At 56.4% G+C, this 16402-nt stretch carries 20 protein-coding genes and 1 other RNA gene; 8 read left to right on the top strand and 13 right to left on the bottom strand.

Annotated features, from left to right (window positions below):
- The first annotated feature begins 228 nt into the window (after window positions 1-228).
- From AUC45_RS15860 to AUC45_RS05040, 4 genes are read left to right on the top strand one after another with little or no spacing between them, the layout of a single operon-like run.
- Window positions 229-342 carry an enoyl-CoA hydratase gene (locus AUC45_RS15860; RefSeq protein ID WP_197409516.1) on the top strand — a complete coding sequence of 38 codons (114 nt, stop codon included), beginning with the start codon at window positions 229-231 and terminating at the stop codon, window positions 340-342.
- A gap of 34 nt (window positions 343-376) precedes the next feature.
- A complete protein-coding gene (locus AUC45_RS15855; protein WP_197409515.1) occupies window positions 377-490 on the top strand; it encodes an enoyl-CoA hydratase in 114 nt (37 codons plus the stop codon).
- Window positions 491-526: 36 nt separating this feature from the next.
- A complete protein-coding gene (locus AUC45_RS15850) occupies window positions 527-673 on the top strand; it encodes a hypothetical protein (RefSeq protein WP_197409514.1) in 147 nt (48 codons plus the stop codon).
- On the top strand, window positions 670-870 hold the full coding sequence (locus AUC45_RS05040) for a PspC domain-containing protein (protein ID WP_067599281.1): 201 nt from the start codon (window positions 670-672) through the stop codon (window positions 868-870). Before AUC45_RS15850 ends, AUC45_RS05040 begins: the two co-directional genes overlap by 4 nt.
- Window positions 871-968: 98 nt before the next feature.
- Here the strand turns inward: AUC45_RS05040 and AUC45_RS05035 are convergent, their stop codons facing one another.
- Genes AUC45_RS05035 through AUC45_RS05015 form a run of 5 tightly spaced genes read right to left on the bottom strand, consistent with a single transcriptional unit; the run spans window position 969 to window position 4490 of the window.
- Window positions 969-1751, bottom strand: coding sequence for an SDR family oxidoreductase (locus AUC45_RS05035; protein WP_067599278.1), 783 nt, complete (start codon window positions 1749-1751; stop codon window positions 969-971).
- Complete coding sequence (locus AUC45_RS05030) at window positions 1748-2320, bottom strand: NUDIX hydrolase (RefSeq protein WP_197409513.1); 573 nt, start codon at window positions 2318-2320, stop codon at window positions 1748-1750. Before AUC45_RS05030 ends, AUC45_RS05035 begins: the two co-directional genes overlap by 4 nt.
- Before the next feature lie 11 nt (window positions 2321-2331).
- Window positions 2332-3006, bottom strand: coding sequence for a TPM domain-containing protein (locus tag AUC45_RS05025; RefSeq protein WP_067599275.1), 675 nt, complete (start codon window positions 3004-3006; stop codon window positions 2332-2334).
- Window positions 3007-3009: 3 nt separating this feature from the next.
- The gene (locus AUC45_RS05020; RefSeq protein WP_233998536.1) at window positions 3010-3837 is read right to left on the bottom strand and encodes a YgcG family protein; all 828 of its coding nucleotides are present in this window, start codon (window positions 3835-3837) and stop codon (window positions 3010-3012) included.
- Window positions 3838-3887: 50 nt separating this feature from the next.
- On the bottom strand, window positions 3888-4490 hold the full coding sequence (locus AUC45_RS05015; RefSeq protein ID WP_067599269.1) for a LemA family protein: 603 nt from the start codon (window positions 4488-4490) through the stop codon (window positions 3888-3890).
- A 175-nt stretch (window positions 4491-4665) separates the two neighbouring features.
- Here AUC45_RS05015 and mscL point away from each other — a divergent pair, with 175 nt between their 5' ends.
- The 3 genes from mscL to AUC45_RS05000 all read left to right on the top strand — a co-directional run bounded on the left by mscL (window position 4666) and on the right by AUC45_RS05000 (window position 6298).
- Window positions 4666-5094 (top strand): large conductance mechanosensitive channel protein MscL, encoded by a 429-nt coding sequence (gene mscL / locus AUC45_RS05010; protein WP_067599266.1) that lies wholly within the window; start codon window positions 4666-4668, stop codon window positions 5092-5094.
- A 33-nt stretch (window positions 5095-5127) separates the two neighbouring features.
- Window positions 5128-5472, top strand: a transfer-messenger RNA (tmRNA) gene (gene ssrA / locus AUC45_RS05005).
- A 55-nt stretch (window positions 5473-5527) separates the two neighbouring features.
- Window positions 5528-6298 (top strand): hypothetical protein, encoded by a 771-nt coding sequence (locus AUC45_RS05000; protein ID WP_067599263.1) that lies wholly within the window; start codon window positions 5528-5530, stop codon window positions 6296-6298.
- A 4-nt stretch (window positions 6299-6302) separates the two neighbouring features.
- Here the strand turns inward: AUC45_RS05000 and AUC45_RS04995 are convergent, their stop codons facing one another.
- From AUC45_RS04995 to AUC45_RS04980, 4 genes are all read right to left on the bottom strand, one after another.
- Window positions 6303-6557 (bottom strand): hypothetical protein, encoded by a 255-nt coding sequence (locus AUC45_RS04995; protein ID WP_067603538.1) that lies wholly within the window; start codon window positions 6555-6557, stop codon window positions 6303-6305.
- Window positions 6558-6683: 126 nt separating this feature from the next.
- Window positions 6684-7934, bottom strand: coding sequence for an N-succinylarginine dihydrolase (locus tag AUC45_RS04990; RefSeq protein WP_067599259.1), 1251 nt, complete (start codon window positions 7932-7934; stop codon window positions 6684-6686).
- Window positions 7931-8947, bottom strand: coding sequence for an arginine N-succinyltransferase (locus tag AUC45_RS04985; protein WP_067599255.1), 1017 nt, complete (start codon window positions 8945-8947; stop codon window positions 7931-7933). The genes AUC45_RS04990 and AUC45_RS04985 overlap by 4 nt, the downstream gene beginning before the upstream one ends.
- Complete coding sequence (locus AUC45_RS04980; protein ID WP_067599251.1) at window positions 8944-10152, bottom strand: hydrolase; 1209 nt, start codon at window positions 10150-10152, stop codon at window positions 8944-8946. The genes AUC45_RS04985 and AUC45_RS04980 overlap by 4 nt, the downstream gene beginning before the upstream one ends.
- A 123-nt stretch (window positions 10153-10275) precedes the next feature.
- On the opposite strand from AUC45_RS04980, the gene AUC45_RS04975 reads away from it, so the two are divergent.
- Complete coding sequence (locus AUC45_RS04975) at window positions 10276-12372, top strand: malate synthase G (protein ID WP_067599248.1); 2097 nt, start codon at window positions 10276-10278, stop codon at window positions 12370-12372.
- Window positions 12373-12381: 9 nt separating this feature from the next.
- On the opposite strand, the gene AUC45_RS04970 is transcribed toward AUC45_RS04975, so the two are convergent.
- The 4 genes from AUC45_RS04970 to AUC45_RS04955 form a co-directional block, all read right to left on the bottom strand.
- Complete coding sequence (locus AUC45_RS04970) at window positions 12382-12933, bottom strand: hypothetical protein (protein ID WP_067599246.1); 552 nt, start codon at window positions 12931-12933, stop codon at window positions 12382-12384.
- A 106-nt stretch (window positions 12934-13039) separates the two neighbouring features.
- Window positions 13040-13861, bottom strand: a complete 822-nt coding sequence (gene rsmA / locus AUC45_RS04965; protein WP_067599244.1) for a 16S rRNA (adenine(1518)-N(6)/adenine(1519)-N(6))-dimethyltransferase RsmA — start codon at window positions 13859-13861, stop codon at window positions 13040-13042.
- Complete coding sequence (gene pdxA / locus AUC45_RS04960) at window positions 13854-14879, bottom strand: 4-hydroxythreonine-4-phosphate dehydrogenase PdxA (RefSeq protein ID WP_067599243.1); 1026 nt, start codon at window positions 14877-14879, stop codon at window positions 13854-13856. The genes rsmA and pdxA overlap by 8 nt, the downstream gene beginning before the upstream one ends.
- 2 nt (window positions 14880-14881) lie before the next feature.
- Complete coding sequence (locus tag AUC45_RS04955; protein ID WP_156423760.1) at window positions 14882-16201, bottom strand: peptidylprolyl isomerase; 1320 nt, start codon at window positions 16199-16201, stop codon at window positions 14882-14884.
- Window positions 16202-16402: the final 201 nt, after the last annotated feature.

Here is a 16402-nt window from a genome sequence, read left to right as displayed (position 1 = left end):
GCACGCGGCGAGAATTTGGCCAGCGCGACTACGCTGGAAGATAGCGATCCTAACAGATGGGAAAAAACACCAAACCTTGGCATTTATGAACAAATTGTCAGCTTTGTAACACTATGTAAACGGCAGAATTTCGCCGTTTTTCAAGTTTGGCACGGCTCCTGCAGAGTGTTGGGTGTCCCAAGGCAATCGCCCCAAAGACATCGAACAACTCAAGAAGGAGACCACGAAATGTACGCAGCTAAATCTTCCAACCGTTTTGTCACCGCCGCTCTTTCGGTGGTCATCTCAGCGGCTTTCTTCGCTTACGCCATCATCCCCGCAAGCCCGACCCTGATGGTCTGAGGCCAACACAATCAACCCACTTAGGAGACTTACAATGTTCAACACCAACACCGGATTTAACTTCGCTTCAGCCGCAATGGCCGTGATCGTTTCAGCATCTTTCTTTGCTTACGCGATCGTCCCGGCATCGCCTGCGCTGATTGCCTAACTTTCAATTTTCAGCCCATGTAGGAGACCAAAACCCATGTATTCGTTTTTTGATCTGGCCGGCACGACAGGCGCTCGGATCGCCGCTCTTGCCAGTTCGCTCGCACTTTCTGCGGTGCTGATGGCGACTGCCATTGTCCCCGCAAGCCCTTCCAATCCCCTTATCTCAGGAGTTCTCGCATGAGCAATTTGACCCCCCGCAACTCTGGCGGTCTGCATCTTGATCGGCCAAACGGCAAACTGTTCGGTGTTTGCTCAGGCCTTGCCAAATGGTCCGGTACGGATCCGCTGGTCTGGCGTCTCGGATTTGTTGCAGCGACACTGCTTGGATTTGGTCTCGCAATTCCGATCTACATCGTCATGGCTTTCATCGTCGATTAAATCAGCGGCCCCGGTTTGACGGGACGCGAAACACGATCTGATTGAACCGGGAAGGGGCCAAGTACGGCCCCTTTCTTTTTGCTCGCTTCAGCAAGTCATCACATGGCGCTTATACCGCCATCCAATTTGATCTCAGCGCCCGTCATAAAGCGGCTTTCATCGCTGGCGAGGTATACGACTGCATTGGCGATATCATCGGGCTCGCCCACAGATTTAAGCGGGATCTGCCGCGCGAGCTTATCGAGGAGAACGCCCTTCTCGATATTGTGATGCTCCGCCGTGCCATCGAGGATTGGCGTGTCGACAAAGGTCGGATGAACTGAATTGCAGCGAATTTGCATGTTCATCTTCGCACAATGCAGCGCGATGGATTTGGACAGCATCCACACGCTCGCCTTCGACGCATTGTATGCCGGCATCGTATCGCTTGCGATCAGGCCAGCGATTGAGCTGATGTTGATGATCGATCCCGGCGCATGCTCACGCATCAAGGGAAGGGCCTTCTGGCAGCCGTGGAAGATCGAATTCACGTTGATATCAAAACAGCGGCTCCAGTCTTCGAAGGTGCAAGTCTCGATATTGCCTGCAACGCCGATCCCGGCATTGTTGACCAGCACGTTGAGCCCGCCCATCTGCTCGCGCGCCGCATCCACTGCGGCTTCCCATGCGGCTGGATCTGTGACGTCATGCTGAATGCTAAAGGCAGTGCCATCGCCCATTTCAGCGTTGACTATTGCTGCGGTTTCCGCGGCGCCTTCGCCATTGATATCGGTTGCGAGCACACGCGCGCCCTCTTGTGCGAGCCGAATGCAATGTGCGCGGCCAAGCCCTTGAGCGCCGCCCGTTACAAGTGCGAGTTTGCCTTCGCAGCGTTTGGTCATGACTTCGTTTCTCCCAGATAATTCATGAATAATGCGATGCGCACATCGACCCCGTGGCCTGCAGCGCGCCAATCGTCGACGAAGCGCGGCACATCGGCCAGCGGGATGCGGTGCACGGTGATGTTTTCGTCATGCAGTCCGCCGCCTTCGCTCACTTTGGTCAAGTCAGTCGCACGTAAAAGCGTGAAGCATTCGGACACCATGCCTGGAGAGGAGTAAAACTCGCCCAGCACCTGGATTGATCCAGCGCGGTATCCTGTTTCTTCTTCCAACTCGCGCGTTGCAGCCTCAATTGCGGGTTCGCCTTCGCTGCCAGCTTCATCGCCTACCAGGCCTGCTGGTATCTCAAGGCAGAATTGGGATAGTGGCACGCGGTATTGGCTCACCAGAATGGCATGGCGCGTGCCGTCCTCGTCTTCGTCGATTGCGATTACTGCTGCGGCTCTGATACCGCGTGAACGCCCGACATATTCCCAGCGTCCGCGCGTTTTGGCGGTGATGAATTCACCTTCCCAGCGCGTTTCTTCGGGAAGGTCGGCGTCCCGGTCTTTGATGAATTCGTCGTTCATTGGCGAAAGCCCTAGACTTCGATCAGGCGATCGGGAAGCTCGTTTTCGTCCTTGCCGTCACGCGGGAAATGCTCTGAGAGAACAAAGCCCACATCACGCACGCCTACGGCCATTCCTTGCGCCACACGGCCTGCTTTAATCTCGTCGAGCATTTCCGCCATTGCCTCACCCCAAACCTCGGCTGGGACTTTGACCGCGATCGGCTCGTCGGCGATGATTTCCGCACGATGCTCGCTCATCGAAAGGTAGATGAGCACGCCGGTGCGGCCATGCGTGCGCCGTTCCGCGCCAACCTTGAAATGCTTGATCGCCTGTTCGTGGACGCGTGCAGTCTTTGCAGGGCCGGGGATGAGGGCGAATCTGAGCGGCTTCCACAATTGCACAGCCCACGTGAGCGCAAATGTAATGAGCCCCAGAAGGATCGTCATGCTGGCAAGTTCGCCGGTGGTCCACTCGTGTCCCCAGCCACCGAACAGGCCATCATAGAAATCGAGGAAGGGCTGCGGGAACAGCGCAAATACGCTCATCGCGGTAAACGCCAGGGCTGCGGCCCATACGAGCACAACATCAGTGTAGCCGTCGGATCTGTCGGCCAGCACTGTCAGGATTTCGCCTGAGGTCGATTGCTCTGCCTCGCCCACTGCGTCAGAGACGATTTTGTGTTCAGCTTCGTTCAGGTAGCTCATATCTTACCATCCCCCAGAGGCGCCGCCGCCTCCGAATGAGCCGCCGCCGCCAGAAAACCCGCCGCCAAAGCCGCCTCCGCCGCCCCAGCCGCCACCACTGCGCCCGCCGCCCATGGCGCCGCGAGCAATTGCGCTGCCGACTTCCCAAAGAATGATGTCGCGTGCGGTCCGACCCCAGCCGTCATCGTAATCGTCATCATCACGGCGTTTGCCCCAAGGGCCTTTGCGACGCTTCTTGTATTTGCGTCGATGCCGCCCCCCACGAATGATGGGTAGGATGAAGAAAAAGAACATGAAGCCGAGCCAGATGAGAGCGCCGAAGGGAATGCCTCCGGATCGTTCTCGCGATTGCATGGCTTCGCCTGCCTGCTGTGCGACGCGAGCAGCTTCGTCAGGGGGAAGCTGCAATTGGGTGATGATGGCATTGGCGCCCGCTCCGATGCCGCCGGGGTAATCGTCATTGCGGAAGCGGGGGAGAATTTCATTCTGGATGATAATCGATGACAAAGCGTCGGTTAGCGTGCCTTCTAGGCCATAGCCCACTTCGATGCGGACCCTGCGCTCATTTGGAGCGACGAGAAGGATGGCGCCATCATTTCGTTCAGCATCGCCAAGGCCCCATTCGCGGCCCAACTGATATCCGTAATCTGCAATGTCATACCCCTGCAGATCGGGCACTGTTGCAACAACCAATTGGCGCTGGGACTGCGTTTCCAGTGCCTCAAGCTGCGCGGTTAGCTCCGCTTCCAAACTGGCAGGAATGATATCGGCATCGTCGACCACGCGCCCTGTCAGCGGTGGGAAATCCTGCGCGGCAAGCGGTGAGGCCAACAGCGCCCCCGCTGCCGCGAGAAGTATTAGGAAATGGCGGAGCAAGCGGATCAGTCTGACGTAAGATCAAGCTCGGGTGCGACTTCTGCGCCTTCAGTCACCGACGAGTAGGGCACAAGCGGCTCTGCTCCATGAACGATGTTCGCGCCGATCGTATCGGGGAAGGTGCGGATCGTGGTGTTATATTTGCGCACCGATTCATTGTAGTCGCGAATAGCAACCGCAATACGGTTTTCCGTCCCTTCAAGCTGGCTTTGCAGCGCGAGGTAGTTCTGGTTCGAAGTGATCTGCGGATAGGCCTCGAAGCTTGCAAGCAGACGGCCAAGACCCTGGCTCAACTGTCCTTGGGCCGCGGCCAATTCTTCCATTTTCGAAGCATCGCCCAAATCATCGGCAGACACTTGAATGCTGGTGGCCCTGGCGCGTGCTTCGGTCACTTCTGTCAGGATGGCCCGCTCGTTTTCGGCCGCGCCTTGCGCAACTTCGACGAGGTTGGGGATCAAATTCGCGCGCCTTTGAAATTGCGCCTCAACATCGGCCCATTTCGCCTTGGCATCTTCTTCAGCTGCCGGAACCGAGTTGATCCCACAAGCTGCAAGGCTAAGCGAAACGCACGCGAGCACGAAGCCGCGCGTAATGGATTTGAAATTCATACGTGTCCCTCCAACAAGCCGCGTTTGCCAGATGTTAGGCGCGGAAAACCTGTATTGCCGATATAGCACACCGCGTTCCGCTTTCAAGCTGTGTAGACAATTGTAAACGCTCTTGGCAGTCCCCCTCCCGCCTGTAAAAAGGGTAGCAATTACAGGGAAGCGTTAGGGGATCGACATGCTGACGGAATTCAAGGAATTTATTGCCAAGGGCAACGTGATGGAACTCGCCGTTGCGGTCATAATCGCTGGCGCTTTCGCGGTGATCGTCGCCTCGCTCACCGATGACGTGATAATGCCAATTGTCGGCATGATTTTCGGTGATGTGGACTTCTCAAGCCGATACACTGTCCTTTCCGGCGCTGAGCTGGTGGAACCGGGAATGAGCCTTGAAGCAGCGCGTGAGGCGGGTGCCAATGTGCTTGCATGGGGCGCGTTCGTGACCTCGATCATCAACTTCCTGATCCTCGCCTTCATCATCTTCATGCTCGTTCGCTATGCCAACAAAGTGAAAGAACGCTTTGAAAAACCAGCCGAAGAGGAAACACCGGCAGGCCCAACGGAAATCGAGTTGCTGACCGAAATTCGCGACGCTTTGAAAAAGTAACTGGGCGCAAATCGCGCGTTCAAAACCGCAATTTCACTTCACATTAATCGAGCGGGGCCTATATAGAGACCGCTCGTTTTTGCGGGCTATGGCGATAAATTGCAGCGTGCAATAGGCGCAACGGACCCGGGGGCAGTACCCGGCGTCTCCACCACAAATCTCGGGAAACCGGGGCTTTTGACGGGGACGAACTAGGATCGACGTGGGCTGAAAAGCGGTGTTTTTGCCCGGGCTGAGTAACCCGTAAAACTGTTCAAAACTCATAAGTGCAAACGATAACGAAGCACTCGCAATCGCAGCGTAATCTGACGGGCTAACGCCCTGATCTTACAAAGCTAAAGCGCGGTTGGACCCACCGGGCAACAGAAGCGGATTCCGGGGCTCCGAGGGTAGCTAGCAACAGAAACCCTCACTTTTATTTGTGGAGCATCTGATGCGTTTTTCATCGATATCTGCAGCGTTTGCATTGCTAGCTGTATCAAGCGTATCTCCGCTGTCCGCCAGCCAAGCCGAAACTTACGAATCCTATCTCTCTCGACTGAAAGACATTTGCGAAGTTGAATGCCTTCAGCCGCGCGATTTTCAGCGAAAGGCTCGTAAACAAGGTTCGAAGAACAAGGTCGATATGGCGATCATCATGGATGTGGCTTACGTCACCCGTGAGGGACCGATCTATCAGCTCCACAACTTAGATCGTGAGAACTCCTATTTCGATGATCTTCAACTCTTGGGTTCGGCAGGAATAAACACGTCCAGTCGCAATGGGATTGGCGGTTTGCCGCGAGGGCGCTCTAATCCGGTGCATCCTGATCTTATAATTATCGAGATGGACGAAGCGACGGTGCGCGAGTTGCTCGGATTGCAGCCCGTCGCAGGCAGCGAAACCGAGACGGGCAAAGTGAGAATCGGCTCACGAAAAAGCGACGGCATTATTGTCGAAGGTGAGACCACCAAAGATGGCAAGAAGGTCTCGCAGATAGATTTCCGTTCGCTCATGCGCGGTCGGCGCGTCGTAGTGCGTGGTAAGCCTCGGCTCCAAGCCGTATGGCTGGGCGCACGATTGGATCAACGCCGCAAACAGGTGACGCTCGAACTAAGCGATGCCGATGATCTGGTTCTGCTGCCGCGTTACGATGATGATGGGAAGCCGCTCAAAGAAGATTTGGCTTGGCTGGCTTCAAAGGGTGGAGCAAACGGCGAGTAGAGGTTTAGCCGCCGTGATCTGACGCTCCCGCTTTCAGTTCTGCCAATTCCTGCTTAGCCTTTAGCCCGTCCAAGATCGCCGCGCCCCCCAAGAACACCGCGCCGCTCGCGGCCAGAAACAGCAACTGGCCGCCAATTCCTGGGTATTGCGTGAGATAGGCCGCGCCGCGGTTCATAGCGCCCAAAGCCAACGCGAAAATGATCACGAACGCTTCAAAGCGATTCTTGATCACAAACAGCCGTCCGAATTTGCGCAGCATGGTTTCTCCGTTTACTTTTATCGCAGCAAACGCCGTGCCAAGAACGCAAATATGCGAGCCTTGGTGGTTAACGACAACGCAAGTGTAAACGGCAGCGACGCATGGTTGCAATCGCATTAACCCTAATTACGCAAGCTCGTGGATTTCTAGTGCGTCGAGCAGAGAGTTTCGCGCTGACACGACCGAGTTTGCAAGGGTATCAGAGCCGAGATCGGCGGGATCAATCTGCTCTGGCCAAGTCTCGGAAATCACACTCTCAATTCTGTCCGCCTTTGCCTCATCCAGCAAAAAGCGGGGATCGACAGTCGTTGGGTCGCAGGCCACCCGCAGGCGAAGGCAAGCTGGCCCGCCGCCATTGGCCATGGATTGGCGAACATCAACAGGAATGACCTCTCGGATCGGACCATTGGAGGCCATCATCGCCTCGCAATAAGACCACACGCTTTCGCTTTCGCGACATTCTTCCGGCACAATCAAAGCCATGGAGCCATCGGGCATGGTCAGCAATTGCGCGTTGAAGAGGTAAGTGCGGATGGCTTCCTCAAGTGAGACAGAAGCACTTGGGACTTCGACAACCTCGAGAGCGGGGAACACTTCACGGATCGCTTCATAGGCGCCAGCCTGATCCGCAAACGCCTCAGCATGGGTAAACAGCACGCGCTCATTGACGACGCTGACCACATCATTGTGAAACGCGCCCGCTTCAATCGCAGCGGGGTTCTGTTCCACGAAGACGCATTTTGCTGGGTCAAGGCCGTGCTTGCGCGCGACAAGGCGGCTTGCCTGCTCGTGCTGGCGTGCGGGGAATTTGCCACCGGTTTTGCCATAAACGAAAAGCTCGACACCGGCGCTGCCATGTCCCTCACAAAAGCGCCCATGATTGGCCGCGCCTTCATCGCCAAAGGTGGGCGGGACAGGGCCATGGACAACAAAGTGATCAGTGTTGCCAAACGCTATATCGAGCTGGCGCTTGGTGTCGGGCCATTCCTGCGCGCGGTGGAGCATGGCGACGAGATTCGCGGGTGTGAGATGACACTTTCCATCTATAGTGTCCGGAGCAGGCGAAACTGTCGCGGCGTTCGCAGTCCACATGCTTGAGGCTGACCATGGCGCAGCGCGCAAAGCGGGCGCTTCGGTCCCATCAAGGCTCAGCGTGTCTTCGAGCAGGATATTGGGACGGGGCAGCGGAAGCAAAAAACCCTGAACGCCCAAGCGGCTTAGATTGCCTCGCATCTTCGCCGCGCCCTGAAGCGCAGCGGCGCGGGGGTAGGACGGATCGCCTTTATGGCTCGCACTTGCAATATTGCCGAGGCTCAGGCCTGCATAATTGTGGCTGGGCCCAACGATCCCGTCAAAGTTGATTTCCGTGAGGCTCACCGCGCCACACTCCAGACTGTGTCGCCTTCGCTTACATCAAGGATGTCCGCGGCCTGGCTATCAATCGCGATGCTGCCTTCTTCATCAAGCACACGCGCGCCATAACAGGCTCTAAAGTCGGCGAGCCTGCCGGTGGCAAGGATAGCGCGTTCCCCTTCACCCACATTCATTCCCTTCAGCTTTGCCGAACTGCTGTTCTTGACGCTCGTCACGTCATCCGTGCGCGCGATCATGCTGGGACCACCATCGAAAATGTCCACATAACCTTCGTAATTGAAGCCCTCATTTTCGAGCATCCGCATGGCTGCACGGCCCGATAGATGCGGCACTCCAATCACTTTGCGTGCGCTCTCATCCAGCATCGCGACGTAGACCGGGTACTTGGGCATCAGATCGGCAATGAATTGATTGCCGTTGATCGCATTAAAATAATCCGCCTCGTTGAAACTCATCCCGAAAAAGCGCCCGGCGACATTATCCCAAAACGGGGAATCGCCGCGCTCATCGATGATGCCGCGCAGTTCAGCAAGAATGCGGTCCGCGAACCGAGACCGATGCATAGCGATAAAGAGATAGCGGCTGCGGGCTAGTAGCAATCCCAACCCTCCCGCGCGCTCATTAGGGTGAAGGAAGAGTCCTCCCACTTCGCTTGAGGCTTCCAGGTCAGTCACCAGATTGAGCATCTCGGTACGCACAGTCCGATCAAGCTCAGCGCTGTATTGGGTCAGCGTGTTGAGGCGATAGGAATAGAACGGCCATTGCTGACCGACCTTGGTCATCAATTGGCTTGTACCGCGCACCATTCGCGTTTTGGTGTCCTCCAGCACAAGCACGAATTGCTCATCGATCCATTCGTCATCGGTATTGGCGAAAGCCTCTGCTGCACGTTCCAGCTTGCTGCCCAGTGCTTTGCGGTCGGCTGGCAGATTGGTGAAGCCGCCACCGGTGAGCTTCGCCATTTCATAAAGATGTTCCAGATCAGCCAAGCGGGCCGCGCGCAGACGAAAGCTCATATTGGGTCCCCCTCCAGCGCGCCATTGGCGAGCCTTTCGATCACGCGGGCAGACAGCGCCGCCCTTTCAGCTAGGCTGGGCACAATCAGGAATTCATCAGAAGAATGGATCGCGCCACCGCGCACTCCCATTGTATCAACCACCGGCACTCCGCAAGCCGCGATGTTGTTACCATCGCACACGCCGCCTGTGGATTTCCATTTGATGTCCTGACCCAACTCAGCGCCGCATTGCTTGACAAGATCGAAGAGGCGCTGCGCATGGGCATCGACAGGCTTTGGAGGCCGCGTAACGCCCCCATGGCGCGAAATGCTCACTTGATGCTGCGTCTCTATTTCGATGAGTAAATGACTCAAATCGTGATCAAAGGTCTCCATCGCCTCGGTTGACTTGGGGCGGATGTTAAAGCGCAGGATTGCGTGATCGGGCACAACATTGTTGGGGCCGCCCCCTTCCAGTTTTGCCGGATTCACCGTTATGTCGTCACGCTCCATTGCTTTGAGGCGCAAGATCAAATCGGCCGCGGCAACAATCGCATTGCGCCCGTCTTCCGGGTTGCGCCCGGCATGTGCTGACTTGCCTTTCAACGTGATCGAATAATTGCCTGTACCCCCGCGCGCATGGGCGAGTGTGCCATCGGGAAGCGCGGCGGGTTCATAGGTCAGTGCTGCCATCTTTCCGCGCGCCAGTTCGGCAATCAGTGCTGAACTCGCGAGCGACCCGGTTTCCTCATCTGAATTGATCAGAATATCATAGCCAAGCGAAGAGGCAGACTGCGAATTCTCAAACGCCATCAGTGCGTGGAGGATGACCGCAATGCCGCCTTTCATGTCAGCGACACCAGGGCCGTTTAGCGTCTCATCATCAAGCCAAGTTTGTTCCTGAAAGGGGTGCTCTTTTGGGAACACCGTATCCATATGCCCGGTGAGGATAATCCGCCGATTGGCGCGCGGGCGAACCCGCATGACGAAGTGCTTGCCATTGGGTTTTTCAAATTCGCTGCCATCGCTTGCAATTGCGGTGACAATGGCGGGTTCAACCAGTTCAATCTCGCCGGGCAATTGGCTGAAAGCGTCCGCCAAAGCATCGGCCTGACGAGAAAGCCCCTCCAGATGGCCGCTGCCTGTATTGATCGCGCACCATTGCTGCACTTGTTCCAGCATAGTGCGGGCGTCGAAATCCTGCGAAGTCACTGATGAAGTCATCCCTCCCGTCTAGCGGCGGCACAGCTTTCATCCAACCCATTGCATTACAAAGCGCGCTTCGTCATAGGCGCTTGCATCAGTCCTCCTCCCCGGGCACAGCTTTTGGATCCAAAGAGGACTTTTATGACGACGATGATTTCGCGCGCCGGGCTTTCCATTGATGCAAAGCTGGCCGAATTCCTGGATACCCAAGTCTTGGCTCCGCTTGGCCGCGATGCCGATGTCTTCTGGAATGACTTTGCGAAGCTGGTCGCAGACTTCGCGCCTCGCAATCGGGCGCTCCTTCAAAAGCGCGAGGAATTGCAGGCGACCATCGATCAATGGCACGTTGATCGGGCCGGTAAGCCGCATGACGCTGCTGAATACGAAGCTTTCCTGCGCGACATTGGCTACCTCGTGCCAGAGCCGAGTGACTTTCAGATCGGGACACAAAACGTCGATCCAGAAATTGCGACCATGGCCGGGCCTCAGCTTGTGGTGCCCATCCTCAATGCGCGTTTTCTGCTGAATGCCGCCAATGCACGTTGGGGCAGCCTTTATGATGCGTTTTACGGCACAGATGCGCTCGATGCGCCTCCTGCAAAGCCCGGCGGATATGACAAAGCGCGCGGCGACGCGGTCATCGCGCGCGGGCGTCAATTCCTCGATGAAACGCTGCCTCTGGTGGATCAGAGCTGGGTCGATCTCAAGGACGAGAAGGACGGCATACTCCAGGATGAAAGCCAGTGGGTCGGATTCACCGAAAAGGGTCTTCTTTTCAAAAACAATGGCCTGCATATCGAAGTTGTATTTGATCGCGAACATCCGGTGGGCAAGGATGACAAGGCTGGCATTGCCGATATCATGGTCGAAGCTGCTCTGACTACGATCGCCGATTGCGAAGACTCAGTCGCGGCTGTCGATGCAGAAGACAAGCTGGTCGCTTACTCAAATTGGCTCGGCATTATCCGCGGCGATTTGGAGGAAAGCTTTGAAAAGGGCGGGCGCACGATGACCCGCACACTGAATGGCGACAAGAACTACAAGGAAGGTTCGGGCGCTGAGCATACACTGCCGGGCCGCAGCCTGATGTTTGTCCGCAATGTCGGCCATTTGATGACCAACCCTTCGATCATTCTCGATGATGGCTCCGAAATTCCCGAAGGTATTTTAGATGCGGTGTTCACCTCAGCGATCAGCACTCTCGATGTCGAAGGACACGCGAAGTACGGCAATTCGAAAGCGGGCAGCATCTATATCGTGAAGCCCAAGATGCACGGGCCTGAAGAATGCGCCTTCACCAATGATCTTTTCGATGCGGTCGAAGATCTTCTTTGCCTGAAACGCCACACCATCAAGGTCGGCGTGATGGATGAAGAGCGCCGCACTTCGGCCAACCTTGCCGCCTGTATTGAGGCAGTAAAAGACCGGATCGTCTTCATCAACACCGGTTTCCTCGATCGCACGGGCGACGAGATACACACATCGATGCGCGCTGGACCGATGATGCGCAAAGGTGCGATGAAGACCTCTGCCTGGCTCGGTTCCTACGAAGCCCGTAATGTCGCGATAGGCCTTAAACACGGCCTTTCGGGCGTTGCGCAGATCGGGAAAGGCATGTGGGCTGCGCCCGATCTCATGGGCGATATGATGGAACAGAAAATCGGCCATTTGCGCGCCGGGGCTAACACGGCATGGGTGCCATCGCCGACAGCCGCAATACTCCACGCGCTGCATTATCACGCCGAAAACGTGTTCGACATTCAAAAGAACCTACCCGAACCCGCTGGCCTTGATGCGCTTCTTACCATTCCGCTCGCTGAGAATACCAATTGGCCCGAAGATGAGTTGCGTGATGAACTCGACAACAATTGCCAGGGACTGCTCGGCTACGTCGTGCGCTGGGTTGATGCGGGCGTCGGGTGTTCCAAGGTGCCGGACATCAACGATGTCGGCCTGATGGAGGATCGCGCAACACTTCGCATCTCATCACAGCACATCGCCAATTGGCTTCTGCATGGGATCGTGAGCGAAGACCAAGTGATGGATTCGCTCACTCGCATGGCCGCCAAGGTCGATGCCCAAAATGCTGGCGATCCGGATTACATCCCGCTGATCGGGAACGAGGATGGCCCGGCATTCAGCGCGGCCAAAGATCTGATCTTCAAAGGCGTTGAGCAGCCGAGCGGTTACACTGAACCGCTGCTGCACCAGTGGCGCCTGCGCAAGAAGGCGGGCTGATAGCGCGCCTTACTGTTCAGGTTCGATATCGTCCCAGTCAATGTCGAGATCGCCCAGATCGAACTCGATGTCGAAGTCAGCTTCCTGATCTTCGTCGTAGGCGCGGACAGCTTCCACGCCTTCTTCAGCATGAAGTTTCAACTTGGTGAGATCGGCATCGGCAGCCATGCTCATCATCGCGATTTCCTGTGCAATTTCTTCATCGCTCAAGTGATCGGCAAATGTCGCTTTGGTGGTGAGTTTTGCGACGCATCGATCATCCCCAAGCGGGGTAAGCTGGTAATCCTCAACCGCTTCGACGAGATTGCCAACCCGCGGCTCGATCACGACCTTGGCGGAGTGCTGTTTGTCCTTGATGCATTCGAGGACTTGGAAACGAAACGAAAGATCGTCCATTTCTTCGATTGTCAATTCGTAGGTATCGTCTGCGATCCGGTTTACAGAATTACCAAGTGCGACCTGCGAAAAGCCAGGATCGGACACGTCCACAAGCGGGAATACCGCTGAAGCGGGGCGATTGATCTCTACCGAGAATTCGAATTCAATCGGACCATCAATCATTGGATTTTGCTTGTTAAAACCGAACACCGAAACCTCCTGCTCACATCACGGATGAAGGGCTACGGCGGGGGCGTTGATAAGGTATTAATGGGGCAAAGTTATGAGGTCAGGGCAACTGTCTTGCCAATTCGACAAACTCGGCGACGCTGAGGGTTTCCGCACGGCGCGTTTCATCAATGCCGACTTGGCCCAGAGCATCGAGCGCGCCCGGCACACCTTTCAAACTCTGCCGCAGCATTTTGCGGCGTTGGCCGAAAGCGGCTTCGGTCAGGCGTTCTAGCGTTCTGGCTGAGACGCCTTCTGGTGCTGTCGAAGGAGTCACATGAACAATCGCGCTCATGACCTTGGGGGGAGGGGTAAAGGCACTGCGATGGACCTTCATCGCGAGTTTCGCCGCGGCTCTCCATTGGGCCAGCACGGCGAGGCGGCCATAGGCAGGGGTTTCCGGTTTCGCGACTATGCGCTGGGCAACTTCCTGCTGGAACATAAGCGTGAGTGACTGCCATTGCGGCGGCCATGTTTCGCCCGATAGCCACTTCACGAACAAAGCTGTTCCGACATTATAGGGCAGATTGGAGGCGATATGGAAAGGTTCGCCGTGCATAATGTCAGCATGGTCGAGCGCCATTGCATCGCCCTCGATGACCGTGAGTTGGCCGGGAAATGCCTCGCTCAGTTCCGCCAAAGCAGGCAGGCAGCGCGAATCCATTTCGATCGCCGTCACCTCTGCTCCAGCGCGCAGCAATGCTCGCGTCAGACCACCTGGACCAGGGCCGATTTCAAGCACACTCGCGCCCGATAGATCGCCTAGAATGGCCGCGATCCGGTCTAGCAATTGCTCATCAAGAAGGAAATTCTGACCCAGCTTCTTGCTCGCGGAAAGGCCATGACGCTGGATGACTTCGCGAATAGGGGGAAGGTCAGTCACGCGCTTCGTTCGCTGAACGCGTCCTCGCGCAGTCGCCAGCCATTTTGATCGCCGCGATCATGGCGCCCGCGTCAGCTTTGCCCTTGCCCGCAATGTCAAATGCGGTGCCATGGTCGGGCGACGTGCGGATGATGGGCAGACCGAGCGTTACATTAACGCCCTCGTCAAATTCTAGGGCTTTCAGTGGGATCAGCGCCTGATCATGATACATGCAAAGCGCCGCGTCGTAGGTCTCGCGGGCCAGGGGTACGAAAAGCGCATCGCCGGGCACCGGGCCTTTGACATCGAGGCCCTCTGCTTTGAGCGCTTCGATAGCAGGCGTGATAACGCGCGTTTCCTCATCGCCGAACTGGCCGCTTTCGCCCGCATGAGGGTTAAGTCCGGCAATTGCGAGGCGAGGGTGATCAATCCCGAAGTCGCGTCGCAGCCCCGCTGCCACGATGCGAGCTTTGTGTGTGATCATCTCGCTTGAAAGCAGTGCGGGTACTTCGGCGAGCGCGACGTGAACGGTTAGCGGGACTGTGCGAAGTGTTGGCCCGGCAAGCATCATCACCGCATCGCGATAGGGGAGTTGGCAAGCGTCGGCGAGAAATTCGGTTTGTCCCGGGTAGTCAAAGCCAAGTTTCATCAATTTTGACTTGGCAACAGGGGCCGTGACCAATGCCGATGCGAGGCCAGACAGCGCGTATTTCGTGCCCCACTGAAGCGAAGCGAGAGCAAGTTTCGCTCCTGCCGAAACGGGATTTCCCGGAGTGTACGGCGCATCAAGGCCTGCCATAACGGGCAGTCCTGCATGAAACGCCATTGCGGCTTCAGATGGATCGGCAATCGGCACAATCGTGCAATCTGTAGCCAAGTGCCGCGCCGCTTCACCCAGAACTTCAAATCCGCCGACCACAAAAAAGGGGTGGGAAGGCGAACCTTTCTGGGCTCTCAATTTCTGATAGGCATCGAGGATTATCTCAGGGCCAATCCCCGCTGGATCCCCAAGCGAAACAGCCAGCGGGGCATCAGCCATGATCAGTTGTATTCGATATACGCATCATTGCGCAGATCGCGCAGATAACGCTGAGCGCGCTTGTTTATGCGCTCTTCCTCAATCTGGTTCATCACTGTTTGGAAGGTCGGACCGCTGTCATTTTGCGGGTCGTCACGGCCGCACAGCATCAGAACGCGCACGCCTTCTTGAGGACTGCCGAATGCTGGTGTCGTCTGGCCGACCTGTAGGCCCAGGATAATGGCACGCAATTGCTCAGGCAAATTACCCGCTCTGATCTGATCATTGGTGACGACGGTCGCGCCGATTTCGTTGCGAGCCGTGTCCGCATCAGCACAACCGCGCAGGCCTTGCACGAATGCGCCGAATTGGTTGATCTTTGCTTCTGCCTGTTCTTGCGTGATGTTGGGTTCAAAGCCGATAGAAATCTGCTTGAGGCTGAGCACTGCATCATCAGGATTGGCCATCAGAACCTGGCGCTTGTTGCGCAGGTAGATGATCGAATAACCGCCGGGGATTTCAATCGGACCGTTGAGTTGGCCCGGCTGCATACGCTGCGCCGCGTTGGAGAGCGCCGCAGGTAGGAGGCCAAGCCGAACCCAGCCCAGATCGCCGCCGACAGCAGCGGTTGAGGCTTCAGAGAATTGGCGTGCATAAGCGACAAAGCTACCGCCTGCCTGCAATTGCTCCATGATCCGGGTCATGTTCTGCAAGACCGCTTCGCGATTTTCGCGCGTCGCGTTCATGTAAATCTCGCCGAGGTGATATTCATCCGTGCCGCGCGATTCTTCGAGACGGGCGAGATATTCCTCAACCTCTTCCTGGCTGACATTGATGAAAGGCGTCACATTACGCCGCAGCAGATTTTCCCACGCGATCTCGCCTTCGATCTGACGCTTGAGCGCATTGGATGACGAGCCGATCGATTCCAGATATTCGCCCATCTTTTCAGGTTCTGAGCCGAAATTCTGGGCTGCGAGCTGGTTGTACGTCTGATCGATTTCAGAGCGCTCAACCTTCATTTCGAGCGCTTCTGCCGCCTGAATCTTGAGCGTTTCGTCGATCAAATTGCGCAGCACCTGAAAACGCAGGCGCTGCAATTCCTGTTCGGACACTTCGTTCTGCGCCGCCGACGTGACGAGCGCCACGCGCTGTTCGATATCTGTGCCGGTGATCACATATCCGTTGACCACTGCTGTTGCGCTGCGCTGGTTTGGGTTTTCCGCACCGTAGATCGTGATGTTTTCCGGAATGCCGAGCGGATTATCGATGCTGGGTGTACCGGCTGTCTGCGCGCTGAGAGGCGCGGGCGAGACGGCCGCCGCAGCAAGTCCAGCCGCCATGCAGCCAGCCACAAGTCGCGAAGAAATCTTCTTAGAAAACACGTTCAAACTCACTGAAAACAATCCCGTTTTATTCCTCAAAGGCGCGGCATGACCCCTCATCACCGGCCAGATTTTGTCTTTGTTGCTGCGCATCTAAAATGCATCGCCTGAACCCGCGCTGAGCGCATTTTGGCGATTAGAATGCTGCGTTTACGTGCG

The organism is Erythrobacter sp. YT30, assembly GCF_001542875.1.
Lineage (GTDB): Bacteria > Pseudomonadota > Alphaproteobacteria > Sphingomonadales > Sphingomonadaceae > Erythrobacter.
The sequence above is the reverse complement of the archived record's forward strand: the minus strand, read 5'-3'. Positions and strand labels throughout refer to the sequence as shown.

What these genes read in the sequence shown, in the direction of transcription:
- pdxA (WP_067599243.1), bottom strand. Translation starts at nt 14,879, where the DNA reads ATGGCTGATGCCCCGCTGGCTGTTTCGCTTGGGGATCCAGCGGGGATT.
- mscL (WP_067599266.1), top strand. Translation starts at nt 4,666, where the DNA reads ATGCTGACGGAATTCAAGGAATTTATTGCCAAGGGCAACGTGATGGAA.
- AUC45_RS04970 (WP_067599246.1), bottom strand. Translation starts at nt 12,933, where the DNA reads ATGATTGATGGTCCGATTGAATTCGAATTCTCGGTAGAGATCAATCGC.
- AUC45_RS05030 (WP_197409513.1), bottom strand. Translation starts at nt 2,320, where the DNA reads ATGAACGACGAATTCATCAAAGACCGGGACGCCGACCTTCCCGAAGAA.
- AUC45_RS15850 (WP_197409514.1), top strand. Translation starts at nt 527, where the DNA reads ATGTATTCGTTTTTTGATCTGGCCGGCACGACAGGCGCTCGGATCGCC.
- AUC45_RS04975 (WP_067599248.1), top strand. Translation starts at nt 10,276, where the DNA reads ATGACGACGATGATTTCGCGCGCCGGGCTTTCCATTGATGCAAAGCTG.
- AUC45_RS04980 (WP_067599251.1), bottom strand. Translation starts at nt 10,152, where the DNA reads ATGACTTCATCAGTGACTTCGCAGGATTTCGACGCCCGCACTATGCTG.
- AUC45_RS05015 (WP_067599269.1), bottom strand. Translation starts at nt 4,490, where the DNA reads ATGAATTTCAAATCCATTACGCGCGGCTTCGTGCTCGCGTGCGTTTCG.
- AUC45_RS04955 (WP_156423760.1), bottom strand. Translation starts at nt 16,201, where the DNA reads ATGGCGGCTGGACTTGCTGCGGCGGCCGTCTCGCCCGCGCCTCTCAGC.
- AUC45_RS05000 (WP_067599263.1), top strand. Translation starts at nt 5,528, where the DNA reads ATGCGTTTTTCATCGATATCTGCAGCGTTTGCATTGCTAGCTGTATCA.
- AUC45_RS05025 (WP_067599275.1), bottom strand. Translation starts at nt 3,006, where the DNA reads ATGAGCTACCTGAACGAAGCTGAACACAAAATCGTCTCTGACGCAGTG.
- AUC45_RS15855 (WP_197409515.1), top strand. Translation starts at nt 377, where the DNA reads ATGTTCAACACCAACACCGGATTTAACTTCGCTTCAGCCGCAATGGCC.
- AUC45_RS04995 (WP_067603538.1), bottom strand. Translation starts at nt 6,557, where the DNA reads ATGCTGCGCAAATTCGGACGGCTGTTTGTGATCAAGAATCGCTTTGAA.
- AUC45_RS04985 (WP_067599255.1), bottom strand. Translation starts at nt 8,947, where the DNA reads ATGAGCTTTCGTCTGCGCGCGGCCCGCTTGGCTGATCTGGAACATCTT.
- AUC45_RS05040 (WP_067599281.1), top strand. Translation starts at nt 670, where the DNA reads ATGAGCAATTTGACCCCCCGCAACTCTGGCGGTCTGCATCTTGATCGG.
- AUC45_RS15860 (WP_197409516.1), top strand. Translation starts at nt 229, where the DNA reads ATGTACGCAGCTAAATCTTCCAACCGTTTTGTCACCGCCGCTCTTTCG.
- AUC45_RS05035 (WP_067599278.1), bottom strand. Translation starts at nt 1,751, where the DNA reads ATGACCAAACGCTGCGAAGGCAAACTCGCACTTGTAACGGGCGGCGCT.